17 protein-coding genes are annotated in these 19132 nt (G+C 65.7%); 14 read left to right on the plus strand and 3 right to left on the minus strand.

Going from position 1 to position 19132, the window contains the following annotated elements; all coding sequences use genetic code 11:
- Positions 1-123: 123 nt before the first annotated feature.
- A complete protein-coding gene (locus tag VKF82_05895; protein HME81590.1) occupies positions 124-1920 on the minus strand; it encodes a hypothetical protein in 1797 nt (598 codons plus the stop codon).
- A 113-nt stretch (positions 1921-2033) separates the two neighbouring features.
- On the opposite strand from VKF82_05895, the gene VKF82_05900 reads away from it, so the two are divergent.
- Entirely contained in the window at positions 2034-2408 is a 375-nt protein-coding gene (locus tag VKF82_05900) for a Rid family detoxifying hydrolase (GenBank protein ID HME81591.1), read from the plus strand.
- On the opposite strand, the gene VKF82_05905 is transcribed toward VKF82_05900, so the two are convergent.
- Positions 2405-3613: a tetratricopeptide repeat protein gene (locus tag VKF82_05905; protein HME81592.1), complete on the minus strand. Its 1209-nt coding sequence runs from the start codon at positions 3611-3613 to the stop codon at positions 2405-2407. The genes VKF82_05900 and VKF82_05905 overlap by 4 nt on opposite strands.
- Positions 3614-3741: 128 nt before the next feature.
- Between VKF82_05905 and VKF82_05910 the strand changes: the two genes are divergently transcribed.
- The 9 genes from VKF82_05910 (at position 3742) to VKF82_05950 (ending at position 13808) form a co-directional block, all read left to right on the plus strand.
- Positions 3742-4086 carry a carboxypeptidase-like regulatory domain-containing protein gene (locus VKF82_05910; protein ID HME81593.1) on the plus strand — a complete coding sequence of 115 codons (345 nt, stop codon included), beginning with the start codon at positions 3742-3744 and terminating at the stop codon, positions 4084-4086.
- Between the two features lie 18 nt (positions 4087-4104).
- Positions 4105-4926: a DNA-formamidopyrimidine glycosylase family protein gene (locus tag VKF82_05915; GenBank protein ID HME81594.1), complete on the plus strand. Its 822-nt coding sequence runs from the start codon at positions 4105-4107 to the stop codon at positions 4924-4926.
- Positions 4927-4951: 25 nt separating this feature from the next.
- Positions 4952-6112, plus strand: a complete 1161-nt coding sequence (locus VKF82_05920) for a hypothetical protein (protein HME81595.1) — start codon at positions 4952-4954, stop codon at positions 6110-6112.
- 187 nt (positions 6113-6299) lie between these two features.
- Positions 6300-7748, plus strand: coding sequence for a type I glutamate--ammonia ligase (glnA, locus tag VKF82_05925; protein HME81596.1), 1449 nt, complete (start codon positions 6300-6302; stop codon positions 7746-7748).
- Between the two features lie 94 nt (positions 7749-7842).
- A complete protein-coding gene (locus VKF82_05930) occupies positions 7843-8196 on the plus strand; it encodes a GNAT family N-acetyltransferase (protein HME81597.1) in 354 nt (117 codons plus the stop codon).
- A 65-nt stretch (positions 8197-8261) separates the two neighbouring features.
- Entirely contained in the window at positions 8262-9950 is a 1689-nt protein-coding gene (locus VKF82_05935; protein ID HME81598.1) for an aspartyl protease family protein, read from the plus strand.
- A 139-nt stretch (positions 9951-10089) separates the two neighbouring features.
- Entirely contained in the window at positions 10090-11424 is a 1335-nt protein-coding gene (locus VKF82_05940; protein ID HME81599.1) for a hypothetical protein, read from the plus strand.
- A gap of 9 nt (positions 11425-11433) precedes the next feature.
- Positions 11434-12654, plus strand: coding sequence for an MFS transporter (locus tag VKF82_05945; GenBank protein ID HME81600.1), 1221 nt, complete (start codon positions 11434-11436; stop codon positions 12652-12654).
- Positions 12655-12671: 17 nt separating this feature from the next.
- Entirely contained in the window at positions 12672-13808 is a 1137-nt protein-coding gene (locus VKF82_05950; GenBank protein ID HME81601.1) for an amidohydrolase family protein, read from the plus strand.
- On the opposite strand, the gene VKF82_05955 is transcribed toward VKF82_05950, so the two are convergent.
- Complete coding sequence (locus VKF82_05955) at positions 13805-14833, minus strand: asparaginase (protein ID HME81602.1); 1029 nt, start codon at positions 14831-14833, stop codon at positions 13805-13807. The two genes, VKF82_05950 and VKF82_05955, sit on opposite strands and share 4 nt — an antisense overlap.
- An 81-nt stretch (positions 14834-14914) precedes the next feature.
- On the opposite strand from VKF82_05955, the gene VKF82_05960 reads away from it, so the two are divergent.
- The 4 genes from VKF82_05960 to VKF82_05975 are packed head-to-tail and all read left to right on the plus strand — an operon-like array spanning position 14915 to position 19131.
- Positions 14915-15958 (plus strand): hypothetical protein, encoded by a 1044-nt coding sequence (locus VKF82_05960; GenBank protein HME81603.1) that lies wholly within the window; start codon positions 14915-14917, stop codon positions 15956-15958.
- On the plus strand, positions 15955-16971 hold the full coding sequence (locus VKF82_05965; GenBank protein HME81604.1) for a DUF4129 domain-containing protein: 1017 nt from the start codon (positions 15955-15957) through the stop codon (positions 16969-16971). Before VKF82_05960 ends, VKF82_05965 begins: the two co-directional genes overlap by 4 nt.
- On the plus strand, positions 16968-18197 hold the full coding sequence (locus VKF82_05970) for a DUF4350 domain-containing protein (GenBank protein ID HME81605.1): 1230 nt from the start codon (positions 16968-16970) through the stop codon (positions 18195-18197). The genes VKF82_05965 and VKF82_05970 overlap by 4 nt, the downstream gene beginning before the upstream one ends.
- Positions 18145-19131 carry a MoxR family ATPase gene (locus VKF82_05975; GenBank protein HME81606.1) on the plus strand — a complete coding sequence of 329 codons (987 nt, stop codon included), beginning with the start codon at positions 18145-18147 and terminating at the stop codon, positions 19129-19131. The genes VKF82_05970 and VKF82_05975 overlap by 53 nt, the downstream gene beginning before the upstream one ends.
- Position 19132: the final 1 nt, after the last annotated feature.

Here is a 19132-nt window from a genome sequence, read left to right on the forward strand (position 1 = left end):
AGAAAATACCAAGACCGGTCAGGAATAGAGCGGTTGCCGGGAGCGGCTCATCCTCGTGTTTGTCGCTCATGCGCCCACCATGATACCAGCGGCGCCATCGCGCGGTGTGAAGATTCTTGGAAGTTAGCTTCGGAGCGCGGCCCCGCCTGCGGCCTCGCGCAGGCGTGCACCCTCGACGGCGACGCTGGCGAGCTGGGCGAAGACCTCGATGGTACGGATGGTCGCTTCGTCCGGAACCTTGTGATCGCGCGGCTCGTCCGGCGACAAGACGCCGATGAGCGTCCCGTCGGAGTCGAAGAACGGGAAGATGAGCAGGTCGTCCTCGTGCCACTCGCCCGGCGCGCTGCGCGGCAGCTGCGAAAGCTGCGGATTGCGTACTACGCCGCCCCCGACGTGCAATTCCATCGGCGTGTAGTAGTACGTGTCGCGGATGCGCGCGCGTGGGGACATGGACGCGTGCAGCTCCGCCTCCGAGATCTCTTTTCCGACCACGCTGTCCGGATAGCCTAGCGCTGCCCGGCGCACGAAGACGTTGCGCGTCGGGTCGCGCAGCACGATGGTACCGGCGGTGAAGTTGAATTGGCCCACGGCGACTTCGAGGATGCGCCGCAGCATGCGATCCAGGTCGCGCTCTTTGAAGATCGCGGCGGTGAGGTCCAAGATGCTGCCCAAGCGCGCGGCTTGTTTGCGTCGCCCTTCGGCGGCCAGCTCTGCCTCGCGGTAGAGGCGCTGGATCTCGCGATTGGTCTCGGTCAGCTCTTCGGCGCGCCGCTGCTCGGTCGTGAAGAGGTGGACGTTCTCGATGGCGGCCGCGGCCAGATGCGCGAAGAGCGCCACGTTGTCGATGGTCGTCTTCGAGGGCACGCGGTTGTCGGCCGGCGCATCCGGCACGAGCAGGCCGATCACATCGCCCGACGAGGAATGGAGCTGGAAGATGAGCGTGTCGGATTCGTTCCATTCGTCCTGGCGACTGCGCGGCTCGCCCAGGCGCTCGTGATCGTAGACCAGCGCGGGATCGGTGTACCAGGTCTGCTCTTCGACCGGCGCATAGAACACCCAGTGGCGCACGGCAAAGCGCTTGTCCATCTTCAACTGCGCCTGTGCGAACGCGACTTCGCGATGGCGCAGCGTCAGCTCGATGTTAGGCGCGTAGCCGCGCACCGCGCTGTACCGATACGTCTCGCGGTCGCGGTCGGCGACGAGAATGGAGCCGGCACGGAAACCGAACGCCTTGATCGCCGCTTCAAGAATGCGGTCGAGCAGCATCGAGAGCTCGCGTTCGCGCATCAGCGTGACGCTCAGCTCGACGACTTTGCGCAGGGTGCTGGCCTGCGCCCGGGTCTCCGCGAGCATCGCCTCTTCTACTTGCGCGGCGCGCGACAGCTCTTCGCTGCGCTTGGCGAGCGCTTGATTGCGCTCGTCGATCTCGCGCACGAGCAGGCCCACGTTGAGGACATTGAGCCATAGCACGGCGATCTGGAAGAAGAGATTGCCGACGCCCGTGACGTCGGATGCCGGCACGATGTGCGCGGCGTGGCCGATGATGATGACCAGCGTTCCGCCGGCACCCGAGATGAGTGCGCCGGTGTAGCGTTCCCGGGCCGCGGCGATCGCGGTGAAGATGACCAAGCCGACCCAAGTTGCCGGGAAGATGGACTCGTAGGCGAGGACCACAGCCGACAGCGCGATGAAGTCGATGATCAGCAGCGACCGCGCTGTCCAGCGGATGACGGTCACGCTGCGCGCGCGCGCGTTGATGTAATAGGCGATCAGACTGGCGAGCAGCCATACGACGATCGCCGTCGGGCGCACCCACGACGGATGGGACTCAGGCAGCGACGCGCCCACCGCCGCGGCGATGAACACCGTGATGAGGCGAACGCGCAGAAGGCTGGTCTCAGCCGCGCGTTCCTGTTCCAAAGACGGTCGAGCCGGTGTGTATTCCATCGTTGCGAACACGGCCGCATACGCTAGCCGCTATCTTCTTATTCTATCGGCAGGTCCGGCCCGGGGAGCGCGCGTAGCGACGGCCCATGAAGCTCATCGCCACCCCCTCCGCCCCCGTCCCCGTGGCCGCCTATTCGCAGGCGACGCAGGCCCGCGGCCTTGTGTTCACAGCCGGCCAGATCGGCATCGATCCGGCATCGGGTGCCCTCGTGGAGGGCCTGGACGCACAGACCGCCCAGGCGTTTTCGAACGTCGGCGCAGTGCTGCAGGCCGCCGGCCTCGGGCCTGCCGATGTCGCCAAAGTGACCATCTTCATGACCGACCTGACGCAGTTCGGCAAGGTCAACGCGATCTACGAAAGCTTTGTCGGGGGGCATCGTCCCGCGCGCTCAACCGTCGGCGTCGCCGCGCTCCCGTTGGGCGCGCTCGTCGAGATCGAGGCGATCGCCGTCCAGCCTTAGTGTTTTTGCGCGGACTCGAGCGACGCCAGCTCCGATGCCGCATCGGAGTCCTTGGGATCTTCTGAGAGCGTGATCTTGAACTGATCCTCGGCGAGCGCATACTTCTTTTGCGCTTCGTAGGTCAGCCCGAGCCCATAGTGCAGCTTCGTGCTGTTGGGCTGCATGGACAATCCCTTGATGAGCGCTGCCTCGGCCAAGTTGTATTGGCCGTGCCTGTAATAGAGCGCGCCGAGATTCATGAACACGTTTCGATCGTGCGGATCGAGGCTGACCGCGCGTTGGAAATCTTCCACCGCTTGGGTGAAGTCGTCCAGGTTGTCGTACGCGACGCCCAAGTTCTCGTAGGCGAGCGCGAGCTGCGGATCCAGCGCGATCGAACGTTCGACCTTCTCGATGCCCTGGCGATACTCACCCTCGTTTATCAGCTCGACGCCCCAGTTGTTCCAGGCGAACGCGTAGTGGGGATCGATGGCGATCGCCTTGTGATACTGCGCGATCGCGTCGTCATAACGCTCCAGCTCGCCGTAGACGTTGCCGAGCAGGTTGTATGCGTCCACGTAGCGCGCATCGCGGTCAAGCGCGTACTGCAGCTGCGCGATCGCCGCATCGTAGTGCTTCTCGGCCTTGTAGATCGAGGCGAGGTTATAATGATTGGATGGTTCGTACGGGTTGCGCGTCTCCTCGAGCTTGTACTCGGACTCAAGTTCGCCAAGTCTGCCCTCGTCCTGATACGCGAGGATGAGGTTCGCAAACCCCTCCTTCGACGGCAGGCTCTTGCGAAACGCGGCGATCGCGTCGTCGTAGCGGTCTTCCGCGGAGTAGACGCCGCCGAGGCGGTTCTCGACGTCGCGGTTGCCCGGATCGACGGCGAGCACCGCTTGATAGGCGGCCTCTGCAGCTTGATACTGCTGCAGGCGGTATTCCACGTCGCCGAGCAAGCGTTGGATCTCGATGTTGCGCGGCTCCAGCGCCGCGGCGCGATGCAGCTTCTCGGCGGCGGCTTCGTTGTCGCCCCGATCCGCGTCGACCTGGGCGGCGGTGAGCAGCGCCGAAGCCGACGCCGAATGGGCGCCGGCGGGCACGGCCATGGACGGATAGCTCGGACCAGGCGTTGCGCTGTCGGCACGAGCCAGCGCGGGCGCCGTCAGAATGCCTGCGGCCCCCACTGCAGCTAAGAAGAATGGCACATGAAATCGGGTGGACATGGCGTCAATACTCGCTTCGGCTGGTGAGTGCGCCCGTGTACCTTGAAGTATACCCCGGCGGGGCCGCCGGTGCAACGCACAACCGCCCCGCCAGGGCTCCCCATGGCCCGCGCCAAACCGACCAACCCATGCGTCACGCGTTGCTCGCGGCCGTCTGTCTGGCCGCGCTCGGGCTCACGGGCTGCCCCAATCCCAATGCCATCGGTGTGCAGAAATTCGGCACCGTCACGGCGACCGTCGTGCTGGCCAGCAACAACCAGCCGGTGGTCGGCGCGCTCGTCATCCTGAATACCGGGCCGAGCGGGAACTGCACCACAGCTGCCGGCGGAACGTGCACGATCGTCCAAGTGCCGGTCGGCCCGCAGTCCGTGTATGCGTCGGCACCCGGCTTGAACGGTCCGGCGGTGCCGGTCAACGTCACGACGGAGAACCAGAACTACCCCGTCACCATCTTGATGTACCCGTCGAGCTGATCGCGGCGGCGCGCCGGCATGCCTGAGCTGCCAGAACTCGAGCTGCTGCGCGCCACGCTGGACAAGCACGGCGCGGGCGCCACGATCCTCAGCGTCGTCCTCGATCCGAAACGCGCGTTCATCATCCGGTATCCGCCGCTCGAGTTCGCCCGCGAGCTGCGCGGCAAGACGATCGCCGGCGTGCAGCGGCGCGGGAAATTCCTCATCTTCTCCTTTGCCGGCTTCGACAAGCAGCTCATCGTCAACCCGATGCTCGGCGGCCGGTTCGCGGTGTGCAGTCGAGCGGCCCCGTCGCTGCCATCCACGTGCTTCACCATGCAATTGGGCAAAGCCATGGACATCCGCTTTTTGGATTCGACGCTGATGGCGCGCATCTACCTGACCGCCGATCCTGACAACGACGTGCCGTCGTTCGCGCAGCTGGGTCCTGACGCGCTCGATCCGGATCTGACGTATGACGCGTTCGCCGCCCGGCTGCGCAAACACCGCGGAGAGCTAAAGAACGCGCTGCGCAATCAAGTGTTCGTCTCAGGGATCGGCAACGCGTACGCGGATGAGATCCTCTTCGCGGCGCGGCTACGGCCGCTGCGCCGCGCAGGCACGCTCGACGACGCACAGCGCCGCGCGCTCTACGACGCGATGCGCACGACGCTGCGCGACGCGACGGAGATCACCGCGCAGCAATACGCGGATCGCAAGCATCCGCTGCACAAACAGGACCGCGGCTTCATGAAAATACACGGGCGCAAGAAGACCGAGTGTCCGCGCTGCGGGCACCGCGTCTCGGTGGTGCATCCGGGCGGCGAAGCGACCTACTATTGCCGCGCGTGCCAGGTTTAGGTTAGGCGACGCAGAACCGCAACGCATGACACGAGAGCATCTGATCCAGTTTTGCGTGGCGGTCGGATTGGCCGGCGCCATCGCTGCCGGGGCCGGCTGTACCAATTCGAGCACAGGGCCCGGAGGCGGCGGCAACCCGACGCCGACCCCGCCGATCCCGGCCGGGATCTACTACGTCAACGCCGGCACCAACCCGAACAGGGTCGCGGCATTCAATTCGGCTCCGATAGCGTCCGGCGGCGTGCCATCGCCTCTTCCAAACTCACCGTATCTGGGGTCTGCCAGCAGCATGTCCGGCGCACCGTTCGGCATGGCCCTCGCGAAAGGTGGCACGGTTCTCTACGAGGTCAACTATGACAGCAGCAGCGTTGACGCATTTACCGTCAACCCTGACGGCACGCTCGTCACGCCGCCATTGGGCACGGTGACGACGGCGGGTACTTTGCCGCAAGGCATTTGCATCAACCCGACGAGCACATTCGCAGCCGTCGTCGACAGCAGCAGCAACCAGGTAGAGACCTATTCCATCGGAGGCACCGGCGCGCTCACATTCGCGAGCATGACTACCTCCGGACAGAATATGCTCAATGCCCCGGCGGATTGCGCCTTCTCTCCCGACGGCATGCATCTGTACGTCACCAACACATCATTGAACGCCGGGATCTCCGAGTTCAACGTCAGCCCCACCGGCGCGCTGACCACGCTGGCGCAGACGACGAACGGAGTGGCTACAACCTTCCAAGGCATCGTGGTTTCTTCTGCAGGAATCGCCTTCGCAGCGAGCCAGGCGCAAAACGGCGTCGGCGTCTTCGCGATCGCCCCCGGGGGTCAACTCGTCGTCTCATTCTTCACCAACACGGCAACCGCTCCGATCGGCGTCGCACTGCGCCCTAACGGTCAGACGTTATATCTCGCGTGCGCCGGCTCGCAAGCGGTCGACGCGTACGCCGTCGGCGTCGGTGGCGCGCTGATGCGCGTCAACGGAGCGCCCTTCCAGACCCAGGCCGTGCAAAGCGCATATCTGTCCGTCAGCTCCGCCGGCAACCTGCTCGTCGTGGTGGACGTGTTGAATAGCGGCGTGACGCTGTTCGCCATCCAGAGCGACGGCAGTTTGGGATACGCCCCGGCAAACGTGTATGGGATCAACGTGGCTTCGTCCAAGCCCGAGGCGGTCGTCGCGCGTTAGAGTTATCCACAACGCACGCAGTTATGCACATCCCAACGCTGGGCCAACCGACCTGACGCGCGCTTACACCAAAGGATAAATGCCCTGCGGCGCGCGGCGTCGCATGCTTCTTCCCGGGATCGCCTGATCCCGGATTTTCTTTTTTTTGTGAGCGGCCGGATGCATGCGGCCGAGAGGGAGGATGCCAGTGCCGCCTCGCAACTCGAGCAAGAGCGCGCTCGATTTCATCAAGAAGCACAACGCGAAGATCGTCGACTTCAAGTTCATCGACATCCCGGGCATGTGGCAGCACACGTCGATTCCGGCCGATGTCGTCGATGAAGCGACGTTTGAACACGGCATCGGGTTCGACGGATCGAGCATCCGCGGCTTCCAAGAGATCCAAGAGAGCGATATGGTGCTGCTCCCCGACCCGGAGAGCGCCCGCCTCGACGGTTTTTGCTCCATCCCGACCGCGTCGTTCATCTGCGACGTGTTCGACCCGCGCACCCAAACGCTCTACGACCGCGACCCGCGCAACGTGGCCAAGCGCGCGCAGGCGTACTTGAGGAAGACGGGCATCGGCGACACCGCATACTTCGGCCCCGAGCTCGAGTTCTACATCTTCGATCACGTCAGCTACGACAACTTGCCGTACATGAGCGGCTACGCGCTCGACTCGGAAGAGGCGCACTGGAACTCGGGCAACGACGATCAGCCCAACCTCGGCTACACGCTGCGTCCCAAAGAAGGCTACTTCCCCGTGCAGCCGTCGGACAAGCACATGGACATCCGCTCGGAGATGGTGCTCAGCCTCAAAGAGTGGGGCGTGCCGGTGGAGATGCACCACCACGAGGTCGCGACCGGCGGGCAGACCGAGATCGACATCCGCTACAACACCTTGCTGCAGCAATCCGACAACGTGATGGTCTACAAGTACGTCACGCGCAACGTCGCGCGCCGGCACGGCAAGACCGTGACGTTCATGCCCAAGCCGCTGTTCGGCGATAACGGATCGGGCATGCACGTCCACCAGAGCATCTGGAAAGCCGGCACCAATCTGTTCTACGATCCGAAGGGCTATGCCGAGCTGTCGAAGCTCGGGCTGTACTACATCGGCGGGCTGCTCACGCACATCGACGCGCTGCTCGCGCTGTGCGCGCCGACCACCAACTCGTACAAGCGACTGGTGCCGCACTACGAGGCGCCCGTGAACGTCGCGTTCTCGATGGGCAACCGCTCGGCGGCGGTGCGCATCCCGATCTTCTTCAAAGGCCCACGCTTCTCGAAATCCAAGCGCATCGAGTTCCGCCCGCCTGATCCGGCTGCGAATCCATACCTCGCCTTCTCGGCGATGCTGATGGCCGGTTTGGACGGCATCAAACGCAAGATCGACCCGACCAAGGCCGGCTTCGGTCCGCTCGATAAGAACATCTACGAACTTCCCAAGGCCGAGGCGCGGCGCATCAAGTCGGTGCCCGGCAGCCTCGATGAGACCCTGGCGGCGCTCGAACGCGATCACGATTTCATGCTCGCGGGCGGCGTCTTCTCAGAGGACCTGATCCGCACGTGGATCGACTACAAGCGGACCAAGGAGCTCCAGGAAGTGCGCATCCGGCCGACGCCATACGAGTTCTACCTCTATTACGACCTGTGAGACGGCCTTCCGGCGGGCGCGGCCCGATGATCGCGACGCCGTCGTCGCGCTGATCTTCGACACGCTGCGCTCGTTCGGCATCGAACCCGAACCGATGGGTCTCGATGCCGACGCGATGGAGTTCGGCCGCGTGGAGGATCCGGCGGTCGTGGAATACGTCGCCGAGACGGGCGGCTGCGTGGTCGGCTCGATCGCGCTGCGCGACCGGGGCGATGGCAGCGGACGGATCTCCAAACTGTTCGTCGAGCAAGCGGCGCGAGGCCGCGGCATCGGCAAAACGCTGCTGCGGCTCGCGGTGGATGAAGCCGGAAGGCGACGTTTGCGCACCCTCGACCTCGAGACGCGTGCTCAATTCGAGGCAGCCGTTCATCTCTACGAATCCACCGGTTGGAAACGCGGTCCTGAGCCGGGTGGCTCGTGCGACCGGACCTACCGGCTCGACCTCTAAGGTAGGCGGCTCCAAAAGGGCGCCCCGGGGGCGACGCGAAGCCACCGCCGCAGAGGTCACGCAGCATGAAGGGATACTTCGCTCCGCTGTTTGCGGCGTTTCTTATGACGGCGCCCGCCTTAGCTTTGGCCGACCTCGACCGGCGGCTCGGCCCGCCCGATGGGATCACGCCGACGACCGCCACACTCGCCGACGTCATGGCGCTCAACGCGAAGGGCGAGGGCAAGCAGTTGGATTCGTTCGCGACACGCATCGAAGAATGGTCGACGCGCTCCGGCGGCTCCGACGAGATCACGACGACGGTCTGGTCAGGCAAGGATTTCGAAACGACGGACGCCTGGGGTCCAATCGTCAGCCGCGAAGGCCGCATCGGCGGTGTCCGCTGGCGCCAGAACGTCAACGGAATGCTCGTGATACAGGGCGGCATCCACCAGGAGGACGAGCGCTTTGACGACACGATGGCCGCTGCGCGCGCCGGCACCGCCGGCGATGCTGTCACGTTGCTCGGCGAAGTGACGTCACCGGTTGCCGCGTACATCGTGCAAGTGCAGCCGCCCAGCGACCCGCCAACCTGGCTGTTCATCGACAAATCAACGGGACTGATCGCACGTGAGGAAGGGATCTCCAACGACATCCGCTTCACTCGGACGTTCAAAGATTTTCGGACGACCGATGGCGCGACCGTGGCGAGGGTGGTCGAGACGACCGACGGAGAGTTCGCCGGCGATCGGACGGAGACGCTCGTATCGTTGCGCCTGAACGTTCCCGTGCAACCCTCACAGATCAATCTGCCGCAGAGCACGCGCCGGCTCGTCGACTTTCCGGCCGGCGTGACGAGCGTGCAGCTGCCCGTTTCTATGCCGGATCCGGCCCACAACAAAGTCGTTCTCCTGGATAACGACTTCACCACCGCAGGTAGCGCGTTCAAGCGGCACATCGTCGTGCGCGTGATGATCAACGGACGCGGACTGGACTTCTTGCTCGATTCGGGCGCCAGCAACATTTTGATCGATAAGGATGTCGTCGACGAGCTCAACCTGACTCAGTATCCGCTGGGCAGCCAGATCTTCGGAGGCCCGACCGGAGCTTCGCTGGTCACGTTGCCCGAATTACGGGTCGGCGATCTGACCATGAAAAACATCGTCGTGTATTCCCAACCGTTCGGCATGCGCATGGCCGACACCGAGAAAGTAGTCGGGATACTCGGCTACGACTTCATCTCAAACGTGGGCCTCAAGGTCGACTGGGACAACCGCCAAGTCACTGCGTTCGCGCCCGGCACAATGCCGATGCCGCAGACGGCGGTCACCCTGCCGGTGCTGCTTGACGACCTCGTCCCGTACGTCAGCGCGTCGATCGGCAACGCAGCAAGCGATCACTTCCTGATCGACACCGGCGCTGACGACGTGTACATCTTCCCTGCGTTCGCGCGCCAACACAAAGACGTGCTCTCGGACGAGGGCCTTGGGCGCAAGCGCCAGATCGATTTCGGGGATAACTACGCCATCGGCGTCAGCGGGGTCCAAGAGGTCGTCCCCACCCAGCTGAAGGTCTTCAATTTCGGCGTGCCGTTCAGCAACTTCATCGTGCAAGTGTTCCAATCGGATGCGAAGTACCCGGATCACGACCTCGACGGGCTCATCGGCTATCAGTTCCTGCACTACTTCAATCTCTACTTCGACTACCCGAACTCACGCATCGTCCTGGAGCCCAACGCCCAGTACCGAAGTGCGGCGCACGTCCCGGCGAAATAGACAGGGCACACGTCAAGCCTCGTTCAAGCTGAAGCGCCATGGATAAGCCGCCGAAATTGTGGCGTTTGCTGCTGTTGCTCGCGCTCGCCATCTTCGCCATCTGGTGGCTGCACCGCTATGCCGTCCTCAACGGTGCGCATTGAATCCTGATATCTTCAAGAGCTACGACATCCGCGGTATCTATCCGGCAGAGCTCAACGAGGACGTCGCGTTCCGTGTAGGGCGGGCATTCGTCGAGTACCTGCACGCGCCGACGGTCGCGATCGGGCGCGACATGCGCCCGTCGTCGGAGCCGCTGTTCAAAGCCTTCGCCAAGGGCGCGACCATGCAAGGCGCCGACGTCGTCGATCTGGGGCTGACCTCCACCGATGAGCTCTATTTCGCGATCGGGCATTTCGGCTATCCGGCCGGCGTGATGATCACCGCATCGCACAACCCGAGCGATTATAACGGCTTTAAACTGACCCGCGAGAACGCGATCGCGTTGTCGGGCGAGACCGGCGTGTTCGCGATCCGCGACCTGGCGATGGCCGATAACTTCGTGCCGGCTGCCAAGCCCGGCACCATCAGTGCGCGCGACCCGCTGCCCGCGTTCGTCCAGCACTGCCTGTCCTTCATCGACGTGAAAGAGATCAAACCGCTGAAGGTAGCGGTGGATGCCGGCAACGGCATGGCGGGTCTCATCGTGCCGGCGGTCTTCAAACATCTGCCCGTTCAGCTCATACCGCTGTTCTTCGAGCTCGACGGCACGTTCCCGAACCACCCTGCGAGCCCGATAGAACCCGCGAACATGACGGCGCTGCAAGCCGCGGTCGTCAAGAACGGAGCGGATCTCGGCGCCGCCTTTGACGGCGATGCCGACCGCGTGTTCATCACCGACGAACACGGCAAACTCGTGGGCGGCGACATGGTCACGGCGCTGGTCGCCAAGAACCTGCTGCGCACCCATCCGCACGCCACGATCCTCTACAACCTGATCTGCTCGCGCTCGGTGCCCGAGGTCATCGCGGCAAATGGCGGTGTGCCCGTCCGCACGCGCGTCGGGCATTCGCACATCAAGGCGATCATGCGCGAACAGAACGCGATCTTCGGCGGCGAGCATTCCGGGCATTTCTACTTCCGCGACAACTTCTTCGCGGACTCCGGCATGATCGCGCTGCTGTTCGTGCTCGAACTGCTCTCGCTCGAGGACAAACCGGTGAGCGAGCTGCTGCGCCCGATCGACACGCGCGTGCGCAGCGGTGAGATCAACAGCAAGGTGGCCGATGCGCCGGCCAAACTCGTCGAGCTGGAACGCCGCTTCCCCGACGCGCAGATCGACCATCTCGACGGGCTGACCATCCAATATCCGACGTGGTGGGCCAACATCAGGCCCTCGAACACCGAGCCGCTGCTCCGGCTCAACGTCGAAGCCGATGATGCCGCGACGCTGGCGGCCAAACGCGATGCGCTCCTGTCGATCATACGCGAGTAGCGCCGGCGCTTGAGTCTCGACCGCTACGGCGCGCTGTTCGCCAATCGCGCCGTCGCGCTGCTCGTGACGGCGCAGACGTTCGCGCGCACGGGCGATCAGTTCGTCGCGATCGGTCTGCTCTGGGCCGCGCTCGAGCTGACGCACAGCGCCACCGCCACCGGCCTCGTCCTCATGGCGTACACCGGCGGCGTCATCGCGGCCGGCTTCTTCGCCGCGTCGCTGCTGGACCGCTACCCGCGCAAGCCGCTCATGCTCGCAGACAACCTCGTGCGCGCATTGTGCGTCGGCGGAATCGCGCTCGCCGGATTCGGCCACGTGCTCAATATCTGGCTGCTCGCCGGGCTCGCATGCCTGGCCGCCATCTCGAGCACGATCACGATCGTCGGGATGCGCGTCTATCTGCCGACGATGGTGCCCGAGGAGCTGATCGTGACCGCGTTTGCGGTCGACTCGTCGCTGTATCAGCTCGCCGGAATCGCGGGGCCTGCGCTCGCCGGCGTCGTCACCGCAAGCCTGGGAACCAATTGGACGATGGCGATCGGCGCGCTGTGCTTCATGCTGTTCGTGGCGATCGCGTCATTCATCCCGGCAGGCGCGATCGACGCCGGCATCCCGCCCGCGGCGAGAGAGCTCTCGCTCGGCGAAGAGCTCGCCGGCGCGCGCTACATCTTCGAGCAGCCGCTGCTGCGCGGATTGACGCTCTTAGTCACCTTTAGCAACTTCCTCTTCGGGGCTTGCGTCGTCGGTCTGGCGTTCCTGAGCAAAGACGCATTCGGCACCGGTGCGGCCGGCCAGGGCTTCATGCTGGCAGCGGTGTCGGTCGGATCGCTGCTGGCCAGCATCGCGCTCGGCACCGGCCGCTGGCCATACCCGCGCGGCATCTCGCTGATCGTCTCGTCGGCGCTGGTCGGGTTGCTGCTCCTCCTGCTCGGGTTCACACCGACCCTGGCGCTCGCGTGCGTGGTGCTGTTCGTGATCGGCGTGATCGACGCAGGCTTTTTCATCTGGATGTCCGAGCTGCGCCAGCGCACGCCGCCCCCCGAGCTGCTCGCCCGCACCATCAGTGCCTCGATGATCCTCAACACCGCCGCCCTGCCGTTCTCGAGCGCGGTGGCGGGCTTCGCGGTGGGCGCGCTCACCGTCAGACCCCTGTTCATCCTGGCGGGAGCGCTCTTGGCGCTCTACTCAGCGCTCTTCGTCGGCAACCAGCCTTTGCGCCGGGCCGCCTGAGCGCGGAATTCTGAGGCTTGTCCGCTAAACCGTCGGGCATGGGCGGACGGACGATCGGTCACGCGCTTCTGGCGATCGGCGACGGCACCTCGCATCAAGGCAGCATCCGCATCGAGAACGGGCTCATCGCTCGTCTCGATGATGGACCGCATCATCTCGACTACGAGCTGCCGGTCGGGAGCACGATCACGCCGGGACTGATCGACCTGCACGTCAATGGGGCGGCCGGGCACTGGTTCAACCGCGAGCCGCTCGACGCCATGCGCGCGCTTTCGACCAACGGCCTGCGCTCCGGGCTCACCGCCTATCTGCCGACGATCATCACCGGACCGTGGGATCGGATGCTGCACTGCGCGCGAGAGATCTATCGCCGGATCGAACTGCCGTCCGACGGCGCGCGCGCGCTCGGCGTGCACTTCGAAGGGCCGTTTCTCAGTGCCGAGTATCGCCGCTTCCATCCCGCCGAGTATCTGCTCACGCCGACACCGGGGCGGATCGAGGCGCTGCTCGAGACGTGGACGAGCGGGCGATGCCGCGTGACGATGGCGCCTGAGGTGGACGACGCACCGCGCGCGGCTGCCGAACTGCGGCGGCGCGGCGTCGTGCTGTCGGCCGGCCACACGGCGGCGACCTTCGCCGTCGGCCTCGACGCGATCGAGGACGGCTATCGCATCCTCACCCATTCATTCAACGCGATGCCGGGATTGCACCATCGCGCTTCTTCTATATTAGTGGCCTACATGCTCGACCCGGCGGTCTTCTGCGAGGCGATCGCCGACGGTGCGCACGTCTCGCCCGAGCACATCGCGCTGCTCTATCGTTTGAAGGGCGTCAATCTCGTGCTGGCGACCGACGCGATGCCGGTGACCGAGGGCTTGGTCGAGGACGGCGGTGTGGTGCGCGACATGGACGGCGTGATCGCCGGCAGCCGTCTGCAGCCCGATGAGGCGGTGCGCAATCTCGTCAACGCGACCGGCGTCTCGCTTGCGCAGGCGATCGCCTGCGCGACGTGGGCGCCGGCCAGGGCCATCGGTTTGGATGCCGAGATGGGAATGCTGCGCGAAGGTCTGCGCGCCGATCTGGCGGTGTGGGACCGCCGCAACCGCATCTCGCACGTATTCGTCGGCGGCGAGCTCGTCTACACGAACGACTAGAGGGCCAGGATCTCCCCGACTTCCGCGCCGGCATAGTTCTTGATGATCGGCCGCGCGTGGCGCGCCAGCGATTCCGTTTGCGCGGCGTCGAGCGCTCCGTGTCGCGCGAGCATCGCGGTGACGAACGGCGGTATCGCGCGGTAGTTGCCGTCCGCGACCTTTGCGCTCAACCCGAGCCGCGCGTGCAGCGCCCCGGTCGCGTGATAGCCTTCGGCGCCGCCTTTGCACACGATTCCGCCCGCGCCGGCCTCCATGAGATCCGTATCGTACCGTCCGGTGCCTGCCACGTAACGCGGATACGCCGTCATCGCGCCGACGACGCGGCGGATCGGCGCGCGTAACGCCGCGGGGAACGACTCCGGCTCCGCGAAGCGCGCAAAACAGGTCGCGGCGGCGCGCATCGGCACGCCGATCACCGGAATACCGCAGCCGTCGACGCCGATCGCCATCGACGCGGCGGGAATGCCGAGCAGCGCCGCGCAGCCATCGATGATCTCGACTTGCGCCGGATGGTCCGCCGCCAGATACCCGCCGGGCGACGCGCCGCGAAGCACCGCGAGGGCGAGGATCGAGGCGTGCTTTCCGGAGCAATTGTTGTGGATGCGGCCCGGCTGCACGCCCGACGCCCCGAGCGCGCGCGCCGAACCCTCATGCAGCGGCGGATGCGGTCCGCAGGCCAGCGCGTCCTCGGTAAGCCCGATCTTCGCGAGCATGCTGCGCACCGCGGCGACGTGATAGGGTTCGCCGCTATGCGAGCCCGCGGCGACCGCGAGCTCCCGATCGGTGAAACCGAAACGATCCGCGGCGCCGGACGCGACGACCACCGCGCAGATGAGCGGTTTGGCCGACGAGCGCATGAACGTCGGCCCGTCGATGTCGCCGGTCGATGAGAGGATCGTGCCGTCGGGCCGCGCGAGCGCGTGACGGACGAAATGCTCGCTTTCGACGATGCCGCCGCGGGTGACGAGCACGGCCGGCCGGCTTCCTGTGTCGAACGGCGCAGGGACGTGATGCGTGTCGCTCAAGGCCACCGTCGTTCGCATCCCCGACGTGCAAAGCCTCGATGCAGAGGTCGGCCTTGTAAGACCCAAGAAGCCACGGGCGCCATGTCGTGGGATGCGCCTCAAACGCCTGCGTCCATGCTCGCGCCGTCCGGGCCTCCCGTCCTGCGCCCGTTGAGCATCGGCGAGCTCTTCGATCGCGGCTTCACGCTGTATTTCCGGCACATCTTGACGTTCGCGGCCGTGCTGTTCGTCGCCACCGTGCCGCTGGTGATCATCGCATACTTCCAGCTGCTGCTGCAGCGCGACGTGCTCGACGCGTATGCCGGGCTGCTCGATTCGGCCATCAGACACCCGGGCACGCCGCCGGACCTCACCAAAGTGCAAGCGGCGGTCGCCGGCTTCAATCCGGCCAGTATGCTGGCGGTCTACGCGCTGTCGGGACTCAACTATCTTGTCGCGTTGATCGTTCTGCCGCTCGCCAACGCGGCGGTGGTCTCGGGCGTATCGCGCGCGTACCTCGGGCTGCCCGTCCGCTTCAAGCTGTGCTACGCCGACGCGATCAAGCGTTGGGGCTACGTGATGCTGCTCTCGCTGCTGTGGGTCTTCGTCCTGATCGGCCTTGGGATGGCGTTCTTCGTCGTCTTCTTGCTGCTGACGTTCATCATCGTGGCTCTCGCAGCCGGACTGCACGTGGTCGGCGCGATCATCGGCGCCCTCATCGGCATCGCCTTCGTGATCGCGTCAGTCGGGCTGGCGGTCATGGGCTACATGGCGTTCGCTTCGTCATTCATCGCCTGCGTGCTCGAGAAGGTCGACCCGGTCCGTGCGTTCACCGTCGGCGTCACGCGCATCTTCGGGCGCGAGCTTTTCTGGCGCTCGATGGCGGTCGCTCTCTTCATCGCGCTGGTCTTCGTCGGCTTCTCGCTGGTGGCATCGTTCCTGGCGCTGCTCGCGCTGTATCTCACCAAATCCTGGTTCTTGTACCTCGCCATCGCGCAGATCATCAACGTGTTCTACGTCGGGTTCGCCTTCGTGCTCGTGTCGCTGTACTATTACGATATCCGCATCCGGCGCGAAGGCTTCGATATCCAACTGCTCGCCGAGCAGCTCTCAGCGACCGCACCGCCGACGCCGCCGGCTCCGTGATGCGCGCCCTCGTCTACGCGGTCGGGCTCGCGCTTGCGATGACGACCGCGGCCTTCGCGGACGATCGGGACGTCGCCACCTCGTACGTCAGCGCCCTGCGGTCAGCCGCGAATGCGCTCGATGTCGCGGCAGCGCACCAGCGTGCCGGTGCCAGCGTGCCCGAGATCAGCGTGCCGCCGGCGCCGCTGCCCGGTCCGCCGCGCTTCTCTCCGTCGCTCGGCGGGTGGCTGCACGATCTGCTCACCACGGTGCGCCAAGAGAAAAATGCGAAGCGGCGCGCGCAGATGCTGCGCGATGCCGCGGCCTCGCTGCGCGAAGCGGCTCGAGTCGCAGGCTCCACCGGGTCACAGGGTCCCGCGCGCGATCTCGCGCCCACCTTGGCGGCGATCCTCGCGCAGCCCGCATATCATGAGACCGAATCCGCGGTTGAGGCGCAAGTGCACGAGACGTGGTGGCAGCGCTTCCTCGACTGGCTCGCGGGACTATTCCAGCGGCTCTTCGGCGGGCTGTTCACGGCGGCGGCGGAAATCCCATGGATCGGCAAGCTCGTCGTGTACGTGACGCTGGCCGCGCTCGCCGCGTTGATCGTGTATGTCGCCACGCGGCTCGCGCGCTACCTCTTGCGCACGCGCCGCGTCGCCTCGGATGAGGACGAGGGCGAACTGCTCGTTCATCGCGCCAGCCCGTCCGAGCTGCTGGACATGGCGCGCGCGGCGGCGAGGGCCGGCGACTATGCGCGCGCGATCTCCATGCTGTTCCGTGCCGCGTTGCGCCGGCTGGATGCCAGCGGCGTCATAGCGTACGACGCCGCGCGCACCGCGGGCGAATATCGACGTGCGGTGCGCAGGGATTGCGCCGTCGCCGCGAAGCCCTTTGATGCGCTGGCGCACACGTTCACGCTGGCGACCTACGCGCAGGCACCGGTCGCCGAAAGCGATTGGTACGCCGCCGATATCGCGTACCAAGATTTCGAGCCTGCCGTGATCGAGCGCGGCGCAAGGCCGGCTGCATGAGAGCGCGCGACTTCCCTTGGACCGAAATCGTCGTGCTCGCGATCGCCGGCGCGATCATGCTGGGCACGATCTACGCCGGATACCGGCACCAGCAGGCCATCGCGCCGCGCTTCGACACGTTCTCCTCATTCGACGCGCATTCGGGCGGCTATCGGGCGTGGTACGAGCTGTTGGGCCGCGAGGGGATGCGCGTCGAGCGCTTCGAGCAGCGCCCGGCCTTCCTGGACGACTCCATCGGCACGCTGATCGTCGCGCCGAATCTGCGCGAGTCGGTCCTGCGTACGGAGCAGACCCATCAGCAGATCGGACAGCCGCAGGCCATCGACTTCGACAATCTGCGCGCCTGGGTCAAAAACGGCGGGCGCCTTATCTGGATCACAGACGGTACATGGGACGACTGGCTGGACCTGGACACCGATAGTGAAGCGGGGCCGGAGCACGACGCAGCGGTCACGGTCGCGCTCGCGCCGCTGACCGACGGGGTCAACGCGGTCTCGGGCACGAGCCGGCGGCGCGTGAGCGGATCTCCCGCGTACGTGCCGCTCATCGCTGACTCCGGGGGCGCGGTCGTCGCGCTGCGCCGCCTCGGCAAAGGCAGCATCGTCGTCGTCACGGACCAAAGCCTGTTCGACAACAAACGGCTGTCGGATGGCGACAATGCGCGCCTCGCCTACGATCTGGCCGCCGGTAGCGCCGGCGCGGTGGCGTTCGACGAATATGTCCACGGATACGTGTCCGGTTCGTCGTGGTGGACGATTTTGCCGGTTCCGGTGCGGGCCGGTTTGATCGTCATCGGCGCCGGCTTGCTGCTCTTGCTGTTCGGCGCGGCGTTGCGGTTCGGCCCGACGGCGCGCCTGCCCGAGACGACGGAACGGACGTCGGCGGAATATCTCTCGTCGATGGCGCAGTTGCTGGCGCGCGGTCACGCCGCAAGAAAAGCCTTGCGCGACCTGGCGACGGTCACGCTCAACGACGTGGCGACTGGGCTGGGGCTTTCAGACCGGGCTTCGATTCGCGATATCGTCGCGCGCGTCCAGGTCGCACAAGACGGCGACGCCCGCGCCTCGCAGCTCGAGGAGTTGGACAGGCTGCGGACGCTGTCGGGCCCGAACGACAAAGATCTCCTGCGCGCAGCCCAGCTGTGCGCAGCACTACGAAAGGAATACGCGCCCTATGGCCGCATCGGCTTCGGTCGTCGCGCAGCGCCTCTCCGACGGTCTGCGTAAGGTCATCGTCGGCCAGGACGAGGCGATCTTCGCGCTGCAGATCGCGTTGCTCTCGTCCGGCCACGCGCTGGTCGAAGGCGTGCCCGGCACGGCCAAGACGCTGCTCGTGCGCGTGCTGGCGCTGCTGCTGGGCGCGCAGTTCCGGCGCATCCAGTTCACGCCCGATTTGATGCCGTCCGACGTCGTCGGCACGACGGTCTTCAATCCCAAGTCGGGCGAGTTCTTCACGCGCAAGGGCCCGATCTTCACCAACCTGCTGCTCGCCGACGAGATCAACCGCACGCCGCCCAAGACCCAAAGCGCGCTGCTCGAGGCGATGGAGGAGCGCCAGGTCACGATCGACGGCGTGTCTTTCCCGCTTTCGCCGCTGTTCATGGTGTGCGCGACCCAGAACCCGGTCGAATACGAGGGCACGTATCCGTTGCCGGAAGCGCAACTCGACCGCTTCATGGTCAAATGCAGCACCGACTATCCGAGCGTGGCCGAGGAGACGCAACTGCTCGAGCGCGTCGCCGCAGGCTTCGATTCCCGCTTTCTCGAGCGCGAGGGGATCGTCGCCGCGGTCACCGAGGCCGAGATCATCGCAGCCCGCCAAGACGTGCGCGCGGTGCACGTCGCGCCGGCGCTGCAGCGTTACGTGTTGGAGATCGTCAAACGCACGCGCGAGGCGGCCGACACGAGCCTGGGAGCGAGCCCGCGCGCGGGCATCCAGTTGCTGGTCGCATCGCAGGCCGCCGCGGCCATCGACGACCGCGTTTTCGCGACGCCAGACGACGTCAAGTCAACCGCGCCGCTGGTGCTGACCCATCGCCTGCTCGTGCGCCCCGAGGCCGAAGTGGAGGGCTTGACCGCCGGCGACGTCGTGCGGCGCGTGCTCGACGCGGTGCCGGTGCCGAAGGAAGCCGTCACGCCGCCTGCGACCGCCGGCGAGTAGC

This window comes from Candidatus Eremiobacteraceae bacterium (genome assembly GCA_035314825.1).
In the GTDB taxonomy this organism is placed as follows: domain Bacteria; phylum Vulcanimicrobiota; class Vulcanimicrobiia; order Eremiobacterales; family Eremiobacteraceae; genus JAFAHD01.